The organism is Klebsiella sp. G-Nf4 (genome assembly GCF_002810615.1).
GTDB classification, from domain to species: Bacteria; Pseudomonadota; Gammaproteobacteria; order Enterobacterales; family Enterobacteriaceae; genus Klebsiella; species Klebsiella variicola.
The window spans coordinates 80,044-102,172 of the sequence record NZ_PION01000015.1 but is presented as its reverse complement, the minus strand read 5'-3'; the positions used below and the strand labels follow the sequence as shown (position 1 = coordinate 102,172).

Genomic DNA, 22,129 nt, shown 5'->3' with positions numbered 1-22,129 from the left:
GCAGAGTCAAGCGCTTATTTTGCTTTTCTCTGTCGGTTTTCAGCATTGAACTTCATCGCCGAAACCCTGCTGACCCGGCGGCTTGCTTGCCGTTGTTCCGTGTCAGTGGAGGCGCATTATAGGGAGTTCTGAGACGTTGACAAGCCCTGTTTTCAAAAAATTATTCAACCGTCTCTTTTTTGTGCAAAACGCCCTTAAAGCGGTAATTTTTCCAGCGTCGAGAAGCCATAGCGATGCAGAACGGGTAAAAGTTGTTCTGTTTCTGCCGTCAGCGCCATGCAGAATGCCTTATTCTCGTCACTGGACTTCGCATCCGGTGCTTCATGCTCCAACAGCCAGGCGGTGCGGCGGGCAATCGCCGCGCCAGAATCGATCAGTCGCGTGCCCTCCGGCAGAACGCGCTGCAGCTCCTCCTGTAAAAGAGGAAAGTGGGTACAGCCCAGCACCACCGTATCCGGCGGCTCCTGCATCCGCAGCCACGGGCGCAGGATACGGCGCAGCTCTTCTAACGGCACAGGCTCGCCGTGCAGTTTCGCTTCCGCCAGTTCCACCAGCTCCGCCGACCCCAGCATTTCAATCCGACATTCATTGGCAAAGCGGTCGATCAGCTCACGGGTGTAAGGACGCTTAACGGTACCGCGGGTCGCCAGCAGGCCAACAATGCCGTTCGCCGTTAAGCGGGCGGCGGGCTTAATCGCCGGCACCACGCCAACGACGGGGAAGGCGAACTTTTCACGCAGGGCGGGTAGCGAGACGGTACTGGCGGTGTTGCAGGCGATCACCGCCAGCGCCAGTGGATAGCGTTGCTGAACGGCAGTCACGATTTCCACAACGCGCTCAACGATAAACTCCTCGCTCTTCTCACCGTACGGGAAAGCGACGTTATCAAAAGCATAGATGTAATGCAGATTCGGCAGCAGCTGCCGAATCTCATTATAAACCGACAACCCACCGACGCCGGAATCAAACACCAGCACGGTGGGACGTGGATCAGAAGGTGTAGCTGCCAGACAAGGTGTATTCCCGTCCTGCAGATTGGTAGCCATAAACTGTCTCGTAATCTTTATCGAACAGGTTGGCTATTTTACCACGAACTGTCAGGTGTGAGGTGACGGGATACGATAAACCGACATCCCAGAGACTCAACCCACCCATATTGACGGTACGCGAGTTGTCGTAGTCATAATCGTAACGCTTGCCGATGTAGTGATACGTCACATCCCACCCCAGATCGTAGACCTGACCGTTCAGCTCGTATTTCACCTGCTGCTTCGCCCGGCGATAGAGGATCTTGTTGGTTTCGTCATCGCGAGGGTCAACATACTGCAGCGTCAGATGATGCTCCACCGGCCCGGTGGTGACATTCCCCGTCCACTCCAGCCCCTTGATCGTCGCAGACTTGACGTTGTAATAGGCGTTGTTGTCGTAATCGATGAGGTTCTGAATCTCATAGCGATACGCGGAGAGGCGCCAGTCGAGCGGCCCCGTTAACCCTTCGAGGCCCGCTTCCCATTGCTTCGACTCCTCGGGTTTCAGGTTCGGGTTAGAGGCGATGCCAAAGCGTTCTGCACCGTACTGCTGCCCGAGGGAGGGGGCGAGGAATCCTGTGCCGTACGAAAGCGTTGTCCGATAACCGTCGATAAACTCCCAGCCTGCCGCCGTCTGCCAGGTTCCGTGCCAGCCAAACTGCTCGTCATGATCCTCACGGCCGGAAGCTTCCAGCGTCACGCTATCAATCTGCTGCTGGCCCGTCAGATAGAGACCGGTGGTATCACGCTTATATACGTCGGTACTGGTCGTTCCGCTGGATTTCAGCTTCTCTTGTTTCCAGTCAACGCCGCCGCTCACCGCACCATGACCCACCACAACATTATTTCCCCACTGGATATAGCGCTGTTCCATATCATCCAGGGTAGTGCCCGCGGCATAGCGGCCAGCGTCGCTGCTGTAGTTGTAATCTTTGATACGCTGATAGTTAGCAATCAGCTGAGAGGAGTAAATCCCGGAGTGGTAGTGCAGACCGGTATCCCAGGACTGGGTATAAGACTGGTCTTCATCGTTTCCGCCTGCATAGCCCCAGTTGCCCTGGTCATAATCAGCGTTGGCGGAATAACCATAGCCGCGGAAAAAACCTGAGAAGTTGTCATCGAACTGATGTTGTACCCCGCCCCACAGCATTTTATTGCGGTAGCCGTCGCGATCGCTGTCGCCACTATAAGAGGAGTTTGGCTGAACGTTAAACCCTTTGGTGGTCTGATAGGCGCCGGCAGCGGTAACCAGCGTATCGCCAAACCGCTTGTTAAAGGCGCCATCGTAGGACTGATAGCCGTTCGTCCCTGCGCCGGCGTTAATTTGCGAACGCTCAGCGTCGGTCATGGTGATAATGTTCACCACCCCACCGATCGCTCCGGAGCCGTAGACTGCGGAGCGCGGCCCACGGATGTATTCCACCCGCTGGACCAGTGAGATAGGGATCTGACTGATATCCACGCCATTGGAGATCCCCGGACGCGCCATCGGCACACCGTCGATCAGCACCAGCACGTGGCGAGCCTCCGTCCCCCGAACATACAGCGAAGCGCTCTGCCCCATGCCGCCGTTGCGGGCAATATCGACCCCGGGAAGACGACGCATGACATCGTTTAAATCTTTGGATTGCCAGCGGTCGATGTCATCGCGCGTCACTATATCAGTCGGCGCCAGCACGGTATTGACCGGCTGTTGAAAACGGTTTGCTGTCACCACCAACGTATCTGAATTGCTATCCTGCGCCCAGCCGGAAAATGCCGTGACGGATAAGGCCGTCATCAGCGAAGCTTTTTTAATCATTGTAAAAGCATCCGAAACAGAAAAAGGATGCCGCAGGTTTTATCAGTTGCTCGCGACGATAAAACCCAGTGCGACGTATTCCGGCAGGTCTTCGGGCTTGGAGGCTGTTTCAAGAAATAATGACTTCCCACGGCTAACCGCAGTGTCTGCACCGAGTGCGCTCATTTCTCACCTTCCTTACCGCTGCGCGTCAGCCCCAGATTTCCACTGGGTTCCCTTTTAACTCACAGGACCGGTAGGCGAATGCTACAATTAGAATCATATAGATGTCCAGACTGCTAATTATATTTCCCGCCACATTCGAGGCTGGACATCCCCGGCGCTTTCCCTACAATCCCCGCGTACTTATTTTATTCAGGATACATCATGACCCCCGAACACCTTCCTACCGAACAATACGAAGCGCAGCTGGCAGAAAAAGTCGTCCGTTTGCAAACCATGATGGCGCCTTTTGCCGCGCCGGTTCCGGAAGTGTTTCGTTCGCCGGTCAGCCACTACCGGATGCGTGCCGAGTTCCGTCTGTGGCACGATGGCGACGATCTGTACCATATTATTTTCGATCAGCAGACCCGGTCGCGGATTCGCGTTGACAGCTTTCCGGCAGCCAGCGCGCTTATCAATCAGCTGATGACCGCCATGCTGGAGGGCGTACGCAACAATCCCGTGCTGCGCCATAAATTGTTCCAGATTGACTATCTGACCACCCTCAGCAACCAGGCGGTCGTCTCGCTGCTGTATCATAAAAAGCTGGATGATGCCTGGCGTGAGCAAGCGGAGGCGCTGCGTGACGCCCTGCGAGCCCAGGGACTCAATGTGCATCTAATTGGACGGGCGACCAAAACCAAAATCGAGCTCGATCAGGACTATATAGATGAACGCCTGCCGGTTGGCGGTCGAGAAATGATCTACCGTCAGGTGGAAAACAGTTTTACCCAGCCGAACGCGGCCATGAACATTCAGATGCTGGAGTGGGCGCTGGATGTCACCAAAGAGGCGACCGGTGACCTGCTGGAATTGTACTGCGGCAACGGTAACTTCTCGCTGGCGCTGGCACGTAATTTTGATCGCGTGCTGGCCACCGAAATCGCCAAACCGTCGGTGGCTGCGGCGCAGTACAACATCGCCGCTAACCATATCGACAACGTGCAGATTATCCGCATGGCGGCGGAAGAGTTTACTCAGGCGATGAATGGCGTGCGGGAGTTCAACCGTCTGCAGGGTATCGATCTGCAGAGCTATCAGTGCGAGACCATTTTCGTCGATCCGCCGCGCAGTGGACTGGACAGCGAAACGGAAAAAATGGTGCAGGCCTATCCGCGCATTCTGTACATTTCGTGCAACCCGGAAACGCTGTGCCGCAATCTGGAGACGTTAAGCCAGACGCACAACGTCACCCGACTGGCGCTGTTCGATCAGTTCCCGTACACCCATCATATGGAATGCGGCGTTCTGCTGACCCGGAAATAGGCCCAAAAAAACCGGCAACGTCATATTGCCGGTTTTTTACCGTTGGCGGCTTACTCGGCTGCCGTATCTTTGCGGTTACGCATCTTGTAACCGATCCAGAAGACCATCGCGACGGACAGAACGGCCGGGAAGAAGTTAGAGCCGATATCCGGGTACTCCGCACGCACGACGGTGCTGTACAACAGCACCCCGAGAATAAAAAAGGCGGCGGCCAGGCCCGGAAGCCCAACGGGCATACTGCGATTCTGATAGCGCTGATGCAGACAGTAGACCGTCAGCAGCAGAGATAAAATCGGGAAGACGGAAAACGGAACTATCGAACTGAACAGCGCCGCAAAGGCGCCATTAATGGATAACCCGGCAATCAGCGCCAGCAGCAGCGTACCTTTATCTTGAACTGAGTGTTTCATTGCTCGTCCTTCACGTTATTCGGAATGATGTGACATTTTTTCTTGTTCACGGCGATACCAGTAATACGCGCCTTTCGAGATCATTCTGAGCTGCAGCACCAACCGTTCTTCCAGCTGCCGGCGCTGTTCAGGGCCGACATCCAGCGCTTCCGCGCCAGCACTAAAGACGATGGTGACCATAGCTTCAGCCTGCGCTTCGGTGAAGGCGCGCGGCATATGGTTTTCGAGTTCTAAATAGTCGGCGAGTTCCGCGATAAAGTGCTGGATCTCGCGCGCGACGGCGGCGCGAAACGCCGAAGAGGTTCCCGAGCGCTCTCGCAACAGCAAGCGGAAGGCGTTCGGATTGTTACCGATAAACTCCATAAAGGTGGAGACCGAGGTACGGATCACGCTGCCGCCTTTAGCAATTCTCTGGCGCGCCTGGCGCATCAGCTGGCGCAGCATTAGTCCGCTCTCATCGACCATCGTCAGGCCTAACTCATCGACATCGCGAAAATGACGATAAAAGGACGTCGGCGCGATCCCAGCTTCCCGCGCCACTTCGCGCAAGCTCAGGCTGGCGAAACTCCGCTCCGCGCTAAGTTGGCTGAATGCTGCTTCCACCAGCGAACGGCGGGTTTTTTCTTTTTGTTGTGCTCTTACGCCCATCACGATGTATGAATCCTTCCAATAGCCCTGCTGGCACTATACCAGAGATTAAAACTAATCGGTTTGCACTGGATTGTGAATGATTGTTTACGAGCCGTTTCTGCTTTTATGCCGCAAAAAAGCACAACGATAATTGGGTTAAAGCGCAGCGAATGTTATCATCGTGTTTATTTTATGTATAAAACAGGTGAGTAATGCCATGTCACACTCTTGGGATTATGATGCAATAGTGATTGGTTCCGGTCCTGGCGGCGAAGGCGCCGCCATGGGGCTGGTGAAACAGGGAGTACGCGTTGCCGTCATTGAGCGCTACCATAATGTCGGCGGCGGTTGCACCCACTGGGGCACCATCCCGTCGAAAGCCCTCCGCCATGCCGTCAGCCGTATTATCGAGTTTAACCAAAACCCCCTCTACAGCGACCACTCCCGCCTTCTTCGCTCTTCTTTCGCCGACATCCTCAACCATGCCGACAGCGTCATCAACCAGCAGACTCATATGCGCCAGGGATTCTATGAGCGCAACCACTGTGAAATTCTGCAGGGCAACGCGCACTTCGTTGATGAACATACTCTGGCGCTGGAATGCCATGACGGCACGGTCGAGACGGTGACCGCGGAGAAATTCGTTATCGCCTGCGGGTCACGTCCCTATCATCCGGCCGATGTCGATTTCCACCACCCGCGCATCTATGACAGCGATTCGATTCTCAGCCTGCAGCATGAGCCGCGCCACGTGATCATTTACGGCGCCGGGGTGATCGGTTGCGAATATGCCTCGATCTTCCGCGGCATGGAGGTGAAGGTCGATCTGATCAACACCCGCGATCGTCTGCTGGCCTTCCTCGATCAGGAGATGTCAGACTCGCTCTCTTATCACTTCTGGAACAGCGGCGTGGTCATTCGCCACAACGAGGAGTATGAGAAAATTGAGGGGGTGGATGACGGTGTGATCATGCACCTGAAGTCCGGCAAAAAGCTGAAGGCCGATTGCCTGCTGTACGCCAACGGGCGCACCGGCAATACCGACACCCTGGCGCTGGAAAACATCGGTCTGCAGACTGACAGCCGCGGCCAGCTGAAGGTCAACAGCATGTACCAGACCGCCCTCCCGCACGTCTATGCGGTTGGCGATGTCATCGGCTATCCAAGCCTGGCTTCTGCCGCCTACGATCAAGGGCGCATTGCCGCCCAGGCGCTGGTGAAAGGCGAAGCCTCAGCGCATCTGATTGAAGATATCCCAACCGGGATCTACACCATTCCGGAAATCAGCTCCGTCGGGAAAACCGAGCAGCAGCTGACGGCAATGAAAGTGCCGTATGAGGTGGGTCGCGCCCAGTTTAAACACCTGGCGCGGGCGCAAATCGTTGGCATGAGCGTGGGAACCCTGAAGATCCTGTTCCATCGAGAGACCAAGGAGATCCTCGGCATTCACTGCTTTGGCGAACGCGCAGCCGAAATCATTCATATCGGCCAGGCGATCATGGAGCAGAAAGGTGGTGGTAACACCATTGAGTACTTCGTCAACACCACCTTTAACTACCCGACCATGGCGGAAGCGTATCGGGTCGCCGCGCTGAACGGCTTAAACCGCCTGTTTTAACGCCTTGTCGAAATGGCCATCCATCGTACCGCGGATGGCCTCCGCCAGATGTTCATAGCGGCTGCGCAGCGGGGAGCCGGGACGGTAAACCAGGCCGATGGTTCGTCTTGGCTCTGGCTTAATGCACGGCAGATAGACCACGCCATCGCGTTTTCTTTCCTGCGGTACCGCCAGCGCAGGCAGCAAGGTAATGCCGCTGCCTGCCGCCACCATATTGCGTAGCGTTTCCAGACTGGTCGCCCGGAAGTGGGTATCTTCATCCGCTCCCGCTTCAAAGCAAAAGCCCATCGCCTGATCGCGCAAGCAGTGGCCATCCTCCAGCATCAGCAGCTTTTCACCAGCCAGATCCGACATCGGCACGCGGTCGCGGTTCGCCCACGGGTGATCCTCATAGATAGCCAGCATCATCGGCTCATCAAACAGCGGCACCTCGATAAAGGCCTCGCTCTCTTTGACCAGCGCCAGAATGGCGCAGTCGAGCTTACCGCTGTCGAGCTGAGCCAGTAGCTGATGGGTCTGCGCTTCGTGCAGGTACATTTCCAGTTTCGGAAAGGTTTGGTGCAGCATCGGAATGATTTGCGGCAGCAGGTACGGGCCAATTGTCGGGATCAAGCCGATGTGCAACGGCCCGGACATGGTTTCCCCTTGTTGGCTTGCCATCTCCTTGAGCACTTTTACTTCGCGTAACACGGTACGCGCCTGATCCACCAGCAACAGCCCCGCCTGGGTAAACAGAACCTTACGGCTGGTGCGCTCCAGCAGCATGACGCCAAGTTCATCCTCGAGCTTGCGGATCTGTCCGCTGAGCGTCGGTTGGCTCACGTGGCATGAGTCAGCCGCCCGCCGGAAGTGGCGGTGTTCGGCGAGCGCTACCAGGTATTCAAGATCGCGAATATTCATTATTCATCCTCCATCGCCACGATAGTCCATGGCGATAGATAGCATAGCAACGAACGATTATCCCTATCAAGCTTTCTGTTCAATAATACGCCCATAGAGACGGTAAACCTGTGAAAATCATTGGCCCGTCACACTGTTTCTCTACCCGAACAACTAAAGCCAACGTGAACTTTTGCGGACCTTGTGTCCGCTTTTTTTTTGCATAAAAAACCCGGCGTCGTCAGGCTCGGCCGGGTTCAGAAAGGCGGATGCCAGAGAATTAGCTCAGGCGCGCTTTCGCGTCGCTGATAGCCTGCGCCACCTGCTGCGGCGAGACGCCGCCTTTCGCTGCGCGTTTATCGAGGCAGGACTGCAGAGACAGAATCGGATAAACATCGTCTGCGATGACCGGACTGAATTTCTGCAGATCGGCCAGGGGCAGCGCTTCCAGCGGTTTCCCTTGCGCAATGGCTTCGACTACCGCCTCACCAACAATATGGTGCGCTTCACGGAACGGAACGCCTTTCGCCACCAGATAATCTGCCAGCTCTGTCGCGTTGGCATAGCCCTGCTGCGCCGCTTCCGCACAGCGCGGACGTTTCACCTGGATGCCATCCAGCACCAGGGTCGCCATATGCAGGCAGTCGAGCCAGGTATCCAGGGCATCGAAAAGCCCCTCTTTATCTTCCTGCATGTCTTTGTTGTAGGCCAGTGGCAGCCCTTTCAGCGTCATCATCATGCCGGTCAACGCACCCTGCACGCGGCCGCATTTACCACGAATCAATTCCAGCGCGTCCGGGTTTTTCTTCTGCGGCATCAGGGAGGAGCCGGAGGTCACGCGATCAGAAAGCTCGACGAAGTTCGCCTCGCCGGAGTTAAAGAAAATCAGATCTTCAGCAAAGCGCGACAGATGCACCATGCCAATAGATGCATCAGAAAGCAGCTCCAGAACATGGTCGCGATCGGAAACGCTGTCGAGGCTGTTGCGGGTGGCAGAGGCAAAGCCCAGCCAGCCGGCCAGCTGCTCGCGGTCGATTTCATACGCCGTCCCCGCCAGCGCACCGCAGCCCAACGGGCTGACGTCAAGGCGCTTCAGCGCGTCCTGCAGGCGGCTTTCGTCACGCGCCAGCATTTCAACGTAGGCCAGACACCAGTGTGCGAACGTCACTGGCTGCGCGCGCTGCAGGTGAGTGTACCCCGGCATCACCGCGTCCTGGTTATGCTGGGCGGTCTCCACCAGCGCGCTCTGCAGCTGGCGATTCGCCGACAGCAGTTCGACAACGGTATCTTTGCACCACAGTTTAAGATCGGTGGCGACCTGGTCGTTACGGCTGCGCCCGGTGTGCAGTTTCTTGCCCAGCTGGCCCACTTTATCGATCAGCTTGCCTTCCACCCAGCTGTGAATATCTTCGGCATCGCTGGCGAGGATTTGCTGCGGATTGGCGCGCACCTCTTCCAGTAGCACGTTCAGCGCTTCTTCCAGCTGCTGCTGTTCCGCGGCACTCAGAACGCCGACCGTTACCAGCGCTTTCGACCAGGCGACAGAGCCAACGATATCCTGCTCCGCCAGACGATAGTCGAAGCGCAACGAGTCGTTGAACTGTTTGAACCGTTGATCTGCTGCCTGTGTAAAACGCCCGCCCCAAAGTGCCATAACATGCTTCCTTTATTCGTTAGTTCTGCCGGCGGCATTGTGCCGCCCGGCCTACAGTCTGTAAGCCCGGCAGACGACGCGCCGCCGGGCATGAAATCTTAAGCCAGAATACGTGTGCCGATCGGCGTGCCGTTAAATAACGCTGGCAGCTGCTCGGCGTGACGCCAGGAGGCGATATCCACCGGACGGCCCAGGGCACGTGCGGCGTCAAGGGCCGCATTCACTTTAACAATCATGCCGTCAGTGATAATGCCCTGCTCGATCAGTTGCTCCGCTTTCTCGGCGGTCATCTCGGCAATGCGCTGTCCTTTACCGTCGAGGATACCGCTGACATCAGACAGCAGGATCAGATCCGCCCCCAGGGTGGCCGCCAGCGCTGTCGCCGCCTGGTCAGCATTGACGTTCATCAGCTGGCCTTCATCGGTCACCCCGATAGAGCTCACCACCGGCAGGTAACCGCCCGCCAACAGGGTGTTGATCAGCGCCGGGGAGCCCGGCTGCGCCAGCCCGACATGGCCCAGCTCGGCATCCAGCTGCGTGACCTTCACGCTATCGCCATCGCCGAGGAACAGGCCGACAGAGGCCAGACCGTGCTTTTTCGCCCATGCCAGCAGCGTCTTGTTGGCCGTTCCCGCCAGCGCGCCGGTAATAATGTCAATCTGATCGGCTGGCGTAACCCGCAGGCCATTTTTCTTCTGCACCGGCAGATTGAGCTGTTTCATCAGCTCATCCACCACGCAGCCGCCGCCGTGGACAATAATCAGCGGACGCTGGTGCGCTTCACGGTAATTAACCAGCGCGGTAAACAGGCGCTCCAGCGCTTCTTCGCTATCGAGTAATACGCCGCCGAGTTTGATAATTAATGGGTTCATCATCACACCTTAAATAAGAGACTGCGTCTCAGCGAAGCCGAAACGAATATTCGCGCACTGCACTGCCTGCGCTGCGGCGCCTTTCAGCAGGTTATCTTCTGCTGCGACGACGATGAGATGGTCGTCCTGCACGGCAAAACCGATATCACAGAATGGCAGACCCTCGACGCTTTTCAATGCGGGTACGCCTTTATCATATAAACGTACCAGCGGTTTATCGGCGTAAGCCTGCTGGTAAACCGCTGCGATCTGCGCGTGGCCGACGCCCGGCTTCAGGCGGCAGGTAATGGTTTCAAGGATGCCGCGCTTAAAATTACCCAGGTGCGGGGTAAAAATCACCTTTGCCCCGAGGTGGCTGGCAATCTCCGGCTGATGGCGATGGTTAAAGATGCCGTATGGCTGCAGGCTCACTTCACAGAAGCTATTGCCGATCGCGGCTTTACGACCCGCGCCGCTCACCCCGCTGGTGGCGTTGATCACCGGCCACTGGTTCAGATCCAGCAGATTGGCCTCAATCAGCGGCTTCAGCGACAGCTGCGCCGCCGTCGGATAGCAGCCAGGCACCGCGATTAACTGCGCTTCTTTAAGCGCATCCGCGCTCCACTCCGCCAGACCATACACCGCCTGTTTGAGCAGGTCGGGATGTTGATGAGTGAAACCGTAATATTTTTCGTAGAACGCCCCATCGTTAACGCGGAAGGCACCGGAAAGATCGAACACCACGCAGCCAGCGGCAAGGAACTGCGGCGCCAGGTCGTGACTCACTTCGTGCGCGGTGGCGAGAAACACCACGTCCACGCCAGCGCTGAATTCGCTGATATCGGACATCGGCTGCAGCGGCATATCGACAATGCCTTTGAGCTGCGGATGCAGGTCGGAAATTAATTTTCCCGCATCATTGCTTTGCGCGGAGACCGTCAAAGCGGTTATGTTCATATGCGGATGACGATTGATATAGGTCACCAGCTCTGCGCCGGCATAACCACTGGCACCCACAATCAGCGTATTTAACATTGGAAGCGCATCTCCTTACATTCGATGGGTTTTCTTACGCTCAACGATATTGTATTTTTATTCACAATAAATGCATGAATATTGATACTATCACGACCCAAGGTGTGTCAACAATGAAAAACAATTTACCGCCCTTTATCGAGATTTACCGCGCGTTGATCGCCACACCGTCCATCAGCGCGACCGAAGAGGCTCTCGATCAAAGCAATGAGTCTTTAATCAATTTGCTGGCAGGCTGGTTCCGCGATCTCGGCTTCAATGTTGAGGTACAGCCGGTGCCGGATACGCGCCATAAATTCAACCTGCTGGCCAGCACCGGACACGGCGCCGGCGGCCTGCTGCTCGCCGGGCATACCGATACCGTGCCATTCGATGATGGCCGCTGGACGCGGGATCCGTTCACCCTCACCGAACACGATAACAAGCTCTACGGCCTCGGCACAGCTGACATGAAAGGCTTCTTCGCCTTTATTCTCGACGCACTGCGCGATGTCGACGTCACCACGCTGAAAAAACCGCTGTATATTCTGGCCACCGCCGACGAAGAGACCAGCATGGCCGGCGCGCGCTATTTTGCCGAAACCACCCAGCTGCGCCCGGACTGCGCCATTATCGGCGAGCCCACCTCCCTGCAGCCGATCCGCGCCCACAAAGGACATATGTCCAACGCGATCCGAATTCAGGGCCAGTCCGGCCACTCCAGCGATCCGGCGCGCGGAGTCAACGCGATTGAGCTGATGCACGACGCCATCGGCCGCATTATGCAGCTGCGTGATCTGCTAAAAGAGCGCTACCACTTCGAGGCGTTCACGGTCCCTTACCCAACCCTCAACCTGGGCGCTATCCATGGCGGCGATGCCTCAAACCGTATCTGCGCCTGCTGCGAACTGCATATGGATATCCGCCCGCTGCCGGGGATGACCCTCAACGATCTTAATGGTCTGTTGGGCGAGGCGCTGGCGCCCGTCAGTGAGCGCTGGCCGGGCCGCCTGACGGTCTCAGAGCTGCACCCGCCGATCCCCGGCTACGAATGCCCGCCGGACCATAAGCTGGTGCAGGTGGTTGAGAAACTGCTCGGCGCGCAGACTGACGTGGTGAACTATTGCACCGAAGCGCCGTTTATCCAGACGCTGTGCCCGACGCTGGTTCTTGGCCCAGGCTCCATCAACCAGGCCCATCAGCCTGACGAGTATCTGGAGACGCGCTTTATCAAGCCGACCCGGGAGCTGATTAGCCAGGTGGTTCATCACTTCTGCTGGCACTAAAATCGCCCTCTTTTTCCGCCCCGTTCTCCCGGGGCGGAACGGTGACGATCGTCACATTTCCATAAGCGATGCTTATCCAGCGACCCCTGAATTAAATTTCGCAAATTACGGCGATTTACTCGTTTGCTGAAGCGATTTCGCAGTAATTGACGTGGGGGTATTTACGTGGCTTTATAAAAGACGGGTTGCTTATCCGTTGCTCACGTTCCAGCGCAGCGGATATAACAAAATAAAATGAGATGGGGTGTCTGGGGTAACATGAACGAACAATATTCCGCATTGCGTAGTAATGTCAGTATGCTCGGCAAGGTGCTGGGCGATACCATCAAGGATGCATTGGGAGAAAATATTCTTGATCGTGTCGAAACTATCCGTAAGTTGTCCAAATCTTCACGCGCCGGCAACGAAGCTAACCGCCAGGAGCTGCTGACCACGCTGCAGAATTTGTCTAACGACGAACTGCTGCCGGTTGCCCGTGCCTTCAGCCAGTTTCTGAATCTGGCGAACACCGCTGAGCAGTACCACAGCATTTCGCCGAATGGCGAAGCGGCCAGCAATCCGGAAGTCATTGCGCGTACCCTGAGAAAGCTCAAAGACCAACCCAATCTCAACGAAGACACCATCAAAAAAGCGGTGGAATCTCTGTCTCTGGAGCTGGTATTAACCGCCCACCCGACCGAGATCACCCGCCGGACGCTGATCCATAAAATGGTGGAAGTGAACAGCTGCCTCAAGCAACTGGACAATAAAGACATCGCCGACTACGAACACCATCAGCTGATGCGCCGTCTGCGCCAGCTGATCGCCCAGTCCTGGCATACTGACGAGATCCGTAAATACCGCCCGTCTCCGGTCGACGAAGCCAAATGGGGCTTCGCGGTGGTGGAAAACAGCCTGTGGGAAGGGGTGCCTAACTATCTGCGCGAGCTGAACGAACAGCTGGAAGCCAACCTTGGCTATCAGTTGCCGGTGGACTTCGTCCCGGTGCGCTTCACCTCGTGGATGGGCGGCGACCGCGACGGCAACCCAAACGTGACCGCCGACATCACCCGCCACGTGCTGCTGCTCAGCCGCTGGAAAGCGACCGACCTGTTCCTCAAAGACGTGCAGGTGCTGATCTCCGAGCTGTCGATGGTGGAGTGTACCGACGAGCTGCGCGCCCTGGCTGGCGCCGAGGGCGCTCAGGAACCGTACCGTTATCTGATGAAGAAACTGCGCACTCAGCTGATGGAGACCCAGACCTGGCTGGAAGCGCGCCTGAAAGGTCAGAAGCTGCCGAAACCGGCGGGACTGATCACTCAGAACGAGCAGCTGTGGGAGCCGCTGTACGCCTGCTATAAGTCGCTGCAGGCCTGCGGCATGGGCATTATCGCCAACGGCGAGCTGCTCGATACCCTGCGCCGCGTGAAGTCTTTCGGCGTACCGCTGGTGCGTATTGATATCCGTCAGGAAAGCACTCGCCATACCGAAGCGCTGGGGGAAATGACCCGTTACCTCGGGATCGGCGATTACGAAAGCTGGTCAGAAGCTGACAAACAGGCTTTCCTGATCCGCGAACTGAATTCCAAACGTCCGCTGCTGCCACGCCAGTGGGAGCCAAGCGAAGAGACCCGTGAAGTCCTCGACACCTGCAAAGTGATCGCCGAGGCGCCGCGCGGATCGATCGCCGCCTACGTGATCTCGATGGCGAAAACGCCGTCCGACGTGCTGGCGGTTCATCTGCTGCTGAAAGAGGCCGGGATTGGTTTTGCTCTGCCGGTGGCCCCGCTGTTCGAAACGCTGGACGACCTGAACAACGCCAACGATGTCATGACTCAGCTGCTGAATATCGACTGGTACCGCGGCTTTATCCAGGGCAAGCAGATGGTCATGATTGGCTATTCTGACTCCGCCAAAGATGCTGGCGTGATGGCCGCCTCCTGGGCGCAGTACCAGGCGCAGGACGCGCTGATCAAAACCTGTGAGAAAGCCGGTATCGAACTGACGCTGTTCCACGGACGCGGCGGTTCCATCGGCCGCGGCGGTGCGCCAGCCCACGCTGCGCTCCTCTCACAGCCGCCGGGAAGCCTGAAAGGCGGTCTGCGCGTGACCGAGCAGGGCGAGATGATCCGCTTTAAGTACGGCCTGCCGGAAGTGACCATCAGCAGTCTGTCGCTGTATACCAGCGCCATTCTGGAAGCCAACCTGCTGCCGCCGCCGGAACCGAAAGCCGAATGGCGCGAGATCATGGCTGAGCTTTCCGACGTCTCCTGCAAGATGTACCGCGGCTACGTGCGTGAAAACAAAGATTTCGTCCCTTATTTCCGCTCCGCGACCCCGGAGCAGGAGCTGGGCAAACTGCCGCTGGGTTCGCGCCCGGCAAAACGTCGCCCAACCGGCGGCGTCGAGTCACTGCGCGCTATTCCGTGGATCTTCGCCTGGACGCAGAACCGTCTGATGCTACCAGCCTGGCTGGGTGCTGGCGCCGCGCTGCAGAAGGTGGTCGAAGGTGGAAAACAGAGTGAACTGGAAGCAATGTGTCGCGACTGGCCGTTCTTCTCTACCCGCCTCGGCATGCTGGAGATGGTTTACTCGAAGGCTGACCTGTGGCTGGCAGAGTACTACGATCAGCGCCTGGTGAAGCCGGAGCTGTGGGCGCTGGGTACCGAGCTGCGTAAGCTGCTGGCTGCCGACATCAACGTCGTGTTGGCCATCGCCAACGACTCCCATCTGATGGCCGACCTGCCGTGGATCGCCGAGTCTATCCAGCTGCGTAATATCTATACCGACCCGCTGAACGTCCTGCAGGCGGAACTGCTGCACCGTTCACGCCAGGCCGAAGAAGCAGGCAAGGACCCGGACCCGCGCGTTGAACAAGCGCTGATGGTCACCATCGCCGGCGTTGCCGCCGGTATGCGTAACACCGGCTAATCGAAGTCTCTCTCCCCCGGCCGCCCGGTCGGGGGATTTTCACCTGTTCTAGTGGTGCAGCATCTCATCAACGATCTGTTCTTTATGCAGCGCATATGGATAATAGGTCGGCCAGTTATCCATCTCTTTCAGCAACGCCTCCTGTGATTCATTGCCCATGAAAATATGGAAATGCTGCGATTTACGCGGGCCAATGATATGGTCGCTGAACTGCACAAATTTCGGCGCGTTGGCATCGCCCTGCTGGCACTCAAACAGGTAACGTACGCCCTTCTTGCCGGAGGCGTAATGCAGAATTTTGTAGCCTGAATAGCGGTATTTGCAGCTGTTGACAACATCGCCAACGTGGAACTCAATCACATCATTTTCAATGCCAATCTGCTCCACATCGGTGGTGTAGCCCTTCTTATAATAGGCGCGATACTCCTCGACGCTCTTGCCGCCGGGCTTTTTCGCCTTCTGCTCCAACACCGGGTCAAGGTCGCCGTTGAGCAGATACGGGTTTACCGACTGCCAGACGCCCTCCCAATCGCTCAGCGCGCGATCCTGCACATCTGTATCGGCAAAAATGCCTTCGCTGGCCTGACGCTCGACGTCGGTTAACGCCGGGCCATGGTTATGATTGCCGTGGGCAAACACCTGGGCGCTGACTAGCACCATGCCGAATCCAAAGGCCAGCAGGGGGATCTTTCTGGTCATTACTCTCTCCTGAGTTTGATATCAATGGCGACAAATTGTTACGATATAACATATCTTATCTGGGAAGCAAGCGTGACTGGCAAGCGCTTTTACCGCTGGAAAAATGTCCGGTATGATGAAAGAGGTGATGCGCTGAACGGAAGAACGATGGACAACGATATCAATCAACTTATTGATTCATTCCTAAAAAAGCAGAATGGTATCGGCCGGGTCTATTTTGCTGGCGAGATGCGCTCGCCTGCTGAGCCGGTAGTGCAGGTTGATTTTCCCCGTCTGAACATCATCATCGATGGGCAGTTGCCCGACCGGGTACTCGGCGAAAACGCCAGCCCTCTTGAGGCGAACGACGCGCTTTATATCCCTGGCGATAGCTGGAACTGCCCGCAGTGGCAGGCGCCCTGCCTGCTGTTAAGTATCCTGTTCGATAAGCAGCGGCTGGAGTGCTCGCTGCAGCACTGGAATGGCAAGGCGATAACCGTTGTCGAAAAGCGGCAGGCGCTGCGCCGCGGACCGCGCGTCGGTTCATTTCTGCTGCAGGCGCTCAATGAGCTCCGGATGCAGCCGCAGGAGCAGCAAACCGCCCGCAGCATTGTCGTCAGCCTGCTCAGCCACTGCCATGACCTTCTCGGCAGCCAGGCGCAAACCTCCTCGCGCAGCCAGGCGCTGTTTGAGGCGATCCGCCAGTACATGGACGCCCATTATGCAGAGCCGCTGAGCCGGGAATCGGTGGCCCAGGCGTTCTATCTCTCCCCCAACTATCTTTCTCACCTGTTCCAGAAATGCGGGCCAATGGGCTTCAATGAATATCTGAACCATATTCGTCTTGAACAGGCCCGTATGCTGCTGAAGGGCCACGATATGAAAGTGAAAGATATCGCCCACGCCTGCGGCTTCGCCGACAGCAATTATTTCTGCCGCCTGTTTCGCAAAACCACCGAGCGCTCGCCGTCTGAATACCGCCGTCAGTATCATAGCCAGTTAACGGAAATATCTTCTCCGGCCAAAAACTAGATTTTTGTGTGTTAAACCTGACTTTTGTGCGTGCTTTTATTGCTGCACAACCCCACCATCGCCGATAATGTGATCTAAATCATCCTTAATCGTGATGCGTACATTTATCCAGTTTTTGGCAAATTTGTCATCTGGCGGCCCTTCGAACGAAAGCCGTATGCTTACCTCAACGACAATATCGAATTAAGCATTGAGGAAAACACGATGGAACTCTATCTGGATACCGCCAACGTCGCCGAAGTGGAACGCCTGGCCCGCATCTACCCGCTGGCCGGGGTAACCACCAACCCGAGCATTATCGCCGCCGGTAAAACCCCGGTATGGGACGTGCTCCCACGCCTGCAGAAAGCCATCGGTCCGGAGGGCACCCTCTTCGCGCAGACTATGAGCCGCGATGCGCAGGGCATGGTGGAAGAAGCTAAACGCCTGAGCAACGCCGTGCCGGGCATCGTGGTTAAAATCCCGGTGACCGCCGAAGGCCTCGCCGCTATCAAAATGCTGAAGAAGGAAGGCATCCCGACCCTTGGCACCGCCGTCTACAGCGCTTCGCAAGGCCTGCTGGCCGCACTGGCCGGCACAAAGTACGTCGCGCCTTACGTTAACCGCGTTGACGCCCAGGGCGGGGACGGCATCCGCATGGTACAGGAGCTGCAATCTCTGCTGGAAATGCATGCGCCCGAGAGCAAAGTGCTGGCGGCGAGCTTCAAAACGCCCCGTCAGGCGCTGGATTGCCTGCTGGCCGGCTGCGAAGCCATCACTCTTCCATTAGATGTAGCGCAACAAATGCTCGGCACCCCTGCGGTAGAGTCAGCCATAGAGAAGTTTGAACAGGACTGGAATAACGCCTTTGGCACGCTAAACCTGTAACCGGACCTGCGAGCCGCCTGCGGGCGGCAGCACGGTCATCGAGGAGGAATCGAAATGGATCGCATTATTCAATCACCAGGCAAATACATTCAGGGCGCAGGCGCCATCAAGCGCCTCGGCGACTATCTGAAGCCGCTGGCCGAACGCTGGCTGGTAGTCGGCGATAAGTTCGTACTGGGGTTTGCGGAAGAGATGCTGCGTAAAAGCCTGGCCGATGCTGGCCTGGCGGCCGAAATCGCGCCGTTTGGCGGTGAGTGTTCGCATAATGAAATCAATCGCCTGCGCGATATCGCCGGCAGCGCGAAATGCACCGCCGTGCTGGGGATCGGCGGTGGTAAAACGCTGGATACCGCAAAAGCATTGGCTCACTTTATGAATGTGCCAGTGGCGATCGCCCCCACCATCGCCTCCACCGATGCGCCGTGCAGCGCGCTCTCGGTGATTTACACCGACGAAGGGGAGTTCGACAGCTACCTGATGCTGCCGCACAACCCCAACATGGTCATTGTCGATACGCAGATTGTTGCCGGCGCACCGGCCCGCCTGCTGGCCGCCGGGATTGGCGATGCGCTGGCCACCTGGTTCGAAGCCCGCGCCTGCTCCCGTAGCGGCGCCACCACCATGGCGGGCGGGAAATGCACTCAGGCGGCGCTGGCGCTGGCCGAGCTGTGCTACAACACCTTACTCGAAGAGGGTGAAAAAGCGATGTTGGCCGCCGAACAGCACGTGGTCACCCCGGCGCTGGAGCGAGTGGTGGAAGCCAACACCTACCTGAGCGGCGTGGGTTTCGAAAGCGGCGGTCTGGCGGCGGCGCACGCGATTCATAACGGCATGACGGCCATCCCTGACGCCCACCACTATTATCACGGGGAAAAAGTGGCGTTCGGTACCCTGACGCAGCTGGTGCTGGAAAATGCGCCGGTGGACGAAATAGAGACCGTCGCCGCGCTGTGCCACAGCGTTGGGCTGCCGATCACCCTGGCGCAGCTGGATATCAAAGGTGACATCCCGACCAAAATGCGCCTGGTGGCGGAAGCCGCCTGCGCTGAAGGCGAAACCATTCACAATATGCCGGGCGGCGTCGATTCCGACCAGGTCTACGCCGCGCTGTTGGTGGCCGACCAATACGGCCAGCGCTTCCTGCAGGAATGGGAATAAACCAGAGCAAAACACCCGGCATCAGCCGGGTGTTTTTTTATGTTTATCTGCCGGACGCGTCGCCCACAGGCTGCGCGAAACGGCAAGCACTCAGGCCGGACGCACGCCCAGCGTATGGCAGATGGCGTAGCTCATCTCGGCGCGGTTCAGGGTGTAGAAGTGGAAGTCTTTTACCCCTTCCCGGCTTAAAATCTTCACCATGTCCATGGCGATATTCGCCCCCACCAGCTGACGGGTTTCGGCGTCGTTATCCAGCCCTTCGAACATTTTCGACATCCACACCGGGATACGGACGTTGGTCATATCCGCAAACTTTTTCGCCTGTTTAAAGTTGGAGACCGGCAGGATACCCGGAATGATTTCCACGTCGATGCCCGCCGAAACGCAGCGATCGCGAAAACGCAGGTAGCTTTCCACATCGAAGAAGAACTGGGTGATCGCGCGGTTGGCGCCCGCCTCGACTTTACGCTTCAGGTTCAGCAAATCCGCCTGTGCGCTTTTCGCTTCCGGATGCACTTCCGGATACGCGGCGACAGAGATATCGAAATCGCCCACCTCTTTCAGCAGCGTCACCAGATCGGCGGCATACATATCCGGTTTACCGCTGCCCGGCGGCAGGTCGCCGCGCAGGGCGACGATATGGCGAATACCGTTGTTCCAGTAATCCTGAGCGATAGTACGCAGCTCATCACGAGAGGCATCGATACAGGTCAGGTGCGGCGCTGCTTCCAGACCGGTTCGCTCTTTAATGCCTTTGATGATGCTGTGGGTGCGATCGCGCTCGCCAGAGTTCGCGCCATAGGTTACCGAAACAAATTTCGGTTTCAGACTGCTCAGGCGATCGATGGATTTCCACAGGGTTTGCTCCATTTCACTGGTGCGCGGCGGAAAGAATTCAAAAGACACATTAATCTGGCCCTGGACTTCCGCCAGGCTCTGATTCAGGGCTTCCCGCTGATTGGCGTGAAAAAAGCTCATACCTTACCTCATCAATCGCATGTAATGGCTGTTATATTGCGAACTTCTATACGTTTAGACGTCCAGATGTAAAAATGACGGAAAAGCGCGCGGGCGTCAATAGAAAAATCTGCGTAAAGAGTGAGGAATAGGCCTCCAAAATGAAAAAAATTCATCTTTCGACCAGAACTGATGCCGTGCAGGAAGAATTCGACCCGATGAAATTTGAAGCAGTTCAAAAAACCAACATCTCCCCATGATTGCCAGAGCGATTGTCATTGCAGCCGTTTATAGCTTGGTTCACATTAAGTAGAACGTTCTACTAGAACGTTCTACTTACGCAATAATGCTTATAAAATCTATTCGGGGATATCACCATGAGTCTGTGGTCAGGGTTCATAAAATCATTATCAAAACTGTCGATGATCGGCCGCGCCTTGATGCTGCCGATTTCGCTTCTCCCGGCCGCCGGCTTACTGTTGGCCTTCGGGGATAAATTCCATATGCCGCTGATGATGAACGCCGGCGGCATCATTTTTGATAACCTGCCAATGCTGTTCGCGATTGGTTCAGCCGTGGGGCTGGCATCAGAATCGGGCATCGCTGCGCTGTCGGCAGCCGTTTCCGTCTTTATCACCAACATCACCATCAGCACTGTGCTCGGCATTACCCCGGAGATGGCCTCTCAGGGCGGAAAATACGCCATGGTCGTCGGCATCCCGACGCTGCAGATGGGGGTTTTCGGCGGGCTTATCTGCGGTATTCTCGCGTCGTGGTGCTATAACCGCTTCCATGCGATGCAGTTGCCTGAATTCCTCGGTTTCTTCTCCGGTAAGCGCTTCGTGGCCATCGCCACGGCGTTTCTCTCGTTTATTCTTGGCCTGCTGTTGCCTTATGTCTGGCAACATATCCAGGCCGGTATCGACTCACTGTCGATGGTGGTGAATGGCGACAACCAGGCCGCATCGACCTTTATTTTCGGCCTCGTTGAACGGGCGCTGATCCCGCTGGGGCTGCACCACATCTGGTATCCGTCCTTCTGGTACTCTTTCGGCGATTACACCACCCAGGCAGGCCAGGTGATCCACGGCGACCAGACCATCTGGTTTAAGATGCTGGAAGAAGGGGTGAAATCCTTTAGCTCCGACAGCTACCAAAACGCCGGTAAATTTATGCAGGGGGAATTCCCGCTGATGCTGTTCGCGCTGCCGGCCGCCTGTCTGGCGATGTATCACGAAGCGCATACTAAGAATAAAAAAATCGCGGCCGGTATCCTGTTCTCCGCCGCGCTGACCTGTTTCCTGACCGGCATTACCGAGCCCGTAGAATTTACCTTTATCTTCGTGGCGCCGATCCTGTACGTCTTCAACGCCATCATGGCGGGGCTCTCGTACATGACGATGTATCTCCTGCATGCGCATATCGCTAAATCTTTCTCCGCAGGGCTTATCGACTATATCTCCTTCGGTATTCTGCCGTCGCTCAACGGCTATCAAACCCACTTCCTCAATGCGGTGATTGTTGGCGTGCCGATGGGGCTGATTTATTATTTCACCTTCCGCTTCGTTATCCGCCGTTTCGATGTGAAAACGCCGGGCCGCACCGATATCACGGTCACTGCCGATGATAAAACCGATGCGGAGCTGGCGACCGAGATCGTCAATCTTCTCGGCGGTTCACAAAATATCGATTCCGTCGGAGCCTGCATCACCCGCCTGCGCCTGGAAGTGGCTGAGCGCGATGCGGTTGATAAAGATGGCCTCAACGGCATCGGCGCGCGCGGGGTGGTCTTCGTCGGCGATAACGGCATCCAGATTATTTTTGGCGCCAGAGCGCAATTTATCGCACAAACCATGTCGGGGATGATTGGCAAATAACAAGAAGGTGTT

18 protein-coding genes and 1 riboswitch are annotated in these 22,129 nt (G+C 56.7%); of the genes, 8 read left to right on the top strand and 10 right to left on the bottom strand.

The genetic code is table 11. The features are described from left to right. Positions 1-194 precede the first annotated feature (194 nt). Both murI and btuB read right to left on the bottom strand, forming a co-directional pair. Positions 195-1,046 (bottom strand): glutamate racemase, encoded by an 852-nt coding sequence (gene murI / locus CWM57_RS24550; RefSeq protein ID WP_023291541.1) that lies wholly within the window; start codon positions 1,044-1,046, stop codon positions 195-197. Beyond that, complete coding sequence (gene btuB / locus CWM57_RS24545; protein ID WP_012969208.1) at positions 991-2,829, bottom strand: TonB-dependent vitamin B12 receptor BtuB; 1,839 nt, start codon at positions 2,827-2,829, stop codon at positions 991-993. The genes murI and btuB overlap by 56 nt, the downstream gene beginning before the upstream one ends. 64 nt (positions 2,830-2,893) lie before the next feature. Next, positions 2,894-3,081: riboswitch (cobalamin riboswitch) on the bottom strand. A gap of 114 nt (positions 3,082-3,195) precedes the next feature. Here btuB and trmA point away from each other — a divergent pair. Further along, positions 3,196-4,296: a tRNA (uridine(54)-C5)-methyltransferase TrmA gene (trmA, locus tag CWM57_RS24540; protein ID WP_016162059.1), complete on the top strand. Its 1,101-nt coding sequence runs from the start codon at positions 3,196-3,198 to the stop codon at positions 4,294-4,296. A gap of 50 nt (positions 4,297-4,346) precedes the next feature. Here the strand turns inward: trmA and CWM57_RS24535 are convergent, their stop codons facing one another. Then, a complete protein-coding gene (locus tag CWM57_RS24535) occupies positions 4,347-4,706 on the bottom strand; it encodes a YijD family membrane protein (protein ID WP_002883021.1) in 360 nt (119 codons plus the stop codon). Between the two features lie 15 nt (positions 4,707-4,721). Further along, entirely contained in the window at positions 4,722-5,357 is a 636-nt protein-coding gene (fabR, locus tag CWM57_RS24530) for an HTH-type transcriptional repressor FabR (RefSeq protein ID WP_100676510.1), read from the bottom strand. 196 nt (positions 5,358-5,553) lie between these two features. Between fabR and sthA the strand changes: the two genes are divergently transcribed. Then, positions 5,554-6,954, top strand: a complete 1,401-nt coding sequence (sthA, locus tag CWM57_RS24525; RefSeq protein ID WP_032731557.1) for a Si-specific NAD(P)(+) transhydrogenase — start codon at positions 5,554-5,556, stop codon at positions 6,952-6,954. Here the strand turns inward: sthA and oxyR are convergent. From oxyR to argC, 4 genes are all read right to left on the bottom strand, one after another. Further along, entirely contained in the window at positions 6,937-7,854 is a 918-nt protein-coding gene (oxyR, locus tag CWM57_RS24520) for a DNA-binding transcriptional regulator OxyR (protein ID WP_008807853.1), read from the bottom strand. The genes sthA and oxyR overlap by 18 nt on opposite strands. Before the next feature lie 259 nt (positions 7,855-8,113). Then, positions 8,114-9,487, bottom strand: coding sequence for an argininosuccinate lyase (argH, locus tag CWM57_RS24510; protein ID WP_023340882.1), 1,374 nt, complete (start codon positions 9,485-9,487; stop codon positions 8,114-8,116). Positions 9,488-9,585: 98 nt separating this feature from the next. Then, positions 9,586-10,362: an acetylglutamate kinase gene (gene argB, locus CWM57_RS24500; RefSeq protein ID WP_087805116.1), complete on the bottom strand. Its 777-nt coding sequence runs from the start codon at positions 10,360-10,362 to the stop codon at positions 9,586-9,588. Between the two features lie 6 nt (positions 10,363-10,368). Beyond that, positions 10,369-11,373, bottom strand: coding sequence for an N-acetyl-gamma-glutamyl-phosphate reductase (gene argC / locus CWM57_RS24495; RefSeq protein WP_022064625.1), 1,005 nt, complete (start codon positions 11,371-11,373; stop codon positions 10,369-10,371). A gap of 113 nt (positions 11,374-11,486) precedes the next feature. Between argC and argE the strand changes: the two genes are divergently transcribed. Together argE and ppc are read left to right on the top strand one after the other, a co-directional pair. Beyond that, positions 11,487-12,638 carry an acetylornithine deacetylase gene (gene argE, locus CWM57_RS24490; RefSeq protein WP_012543260.1) on the top strand — a complete coding sequence of 384 codons (1,152 nt, stop codon included), beginning with the start codon at positions 11,487-11,489 and terminating at the stop codon, positions 12,636-12,638. A 258-nt stretch (positions 12,639-12,896) separates the two neighbouring features. Beyond that, a complete protein-coding gene (ppc, locus tag CWM57_RS24485; protein ID WP_074387440.1) occupies positions 12,897-15,548 on the top strand; it encodes a phosphoenolpyruvate carboxylase in 2,652 nt (883 codons plus the stop codon). 48 nt (positions 15,549-15,596) lie between these two features. Here ppc and zinT read toward each other — a convergent pair whose 3' ends face one another. Next, positions 15,597-16,247 carry a metal-binding protein ZinT gene (gene zinT / locus CWM57_RS24480; protein ID WP_100676509.1) on the bottom strand — a complete coding sequence of 217 codons (651 nt, stop codon included), beginning with the start codon at positions 16,245-16,247 and terminating at the stop codon, positions 15,597-15,599. 24 nt (positions 16,248-16,271) lie between these two features. Between zinT and CWM57_RS24475 the strand changes: the two genes are divergently transcribed. The 3 genes from CWM57_RS24475 to gldA all read left to right on the top strand — a co-directional run bounded on the left by CWM57_RS24475 (position 16,272) and on the right by gldA (position 19,283). After that, on the top strand, positions 16,272-17,258 hold the full coding sequence (locus CWM57_RS24475; RefSeq protein WP_165784256.1) for an AraC family transcriptional regulator: 987 nt from the start codon (positions 16,272-16,274) through the stop codon (positions 17,256-17,258). Positions 17,259-17,462: 204 nt separating this feature from the next. Beyond that, the gene (gene fsa, locus CWM57_RS24470) at positions 17,463-18,125 is read left to right on the top strand and encodes a fructose-6-phosphate aldolase (RefSeq protein WP_100676507.1); all 663 of its coding nucleotides are present in this window, start codon (positions 17,463-17,465) and stop codon (positions 18,123-18,125) included. Between the two features lie 54 nt (positions 18,126-18,179). Further along, on the top strand, positions 18,180-19,283 hold the full coding sequence (gene gldA, locus CWM57_RS24465) for a bifunctional L-1,2-propanediol dehydrogenase/glycerol dehydrogenase (RefSeq protein WP_016162055.1): 1,104 nt from the start codon (positions 18,180-18,182) through the stop codon (positions 19,281-19,283). 90 nt (positions 19,284-19,373) lie between these two features. Here gldA and metF read toward each other — a convergent pair whose 3' ends face one another. Next, the gene (gene metF / locus CWM57_RS24460) at positions 19,374-20,261 is read right to left on the bottom strand and encodes a methylenetetrahydrofolate reductase (protein ID WP_002882952.1); all 888 of its coding nucleotides are present in this window, start codon (positions 20,259-20,261) and stop codon (positions 19,374-19,376) included. Positions 20,262-20,617: 356 nt separating this feature from the next. Here metF and CWM57_RS24455 point away from each other — a divergent pair, with 356 nt between their 5' ends. After that, complete coding sequence (locus CWM57_RS24455; protein WP_032736927.1) at positions 20,618-22,117, top strand: PTS transporter subunit EIIC; 1,500 nt, start codon at positions 20,618-20,620, stop codon at positions 22,115-22,117. The last annotated feature ends 12 nt before the right edge of the window (positions 22,118-22,129 follow it).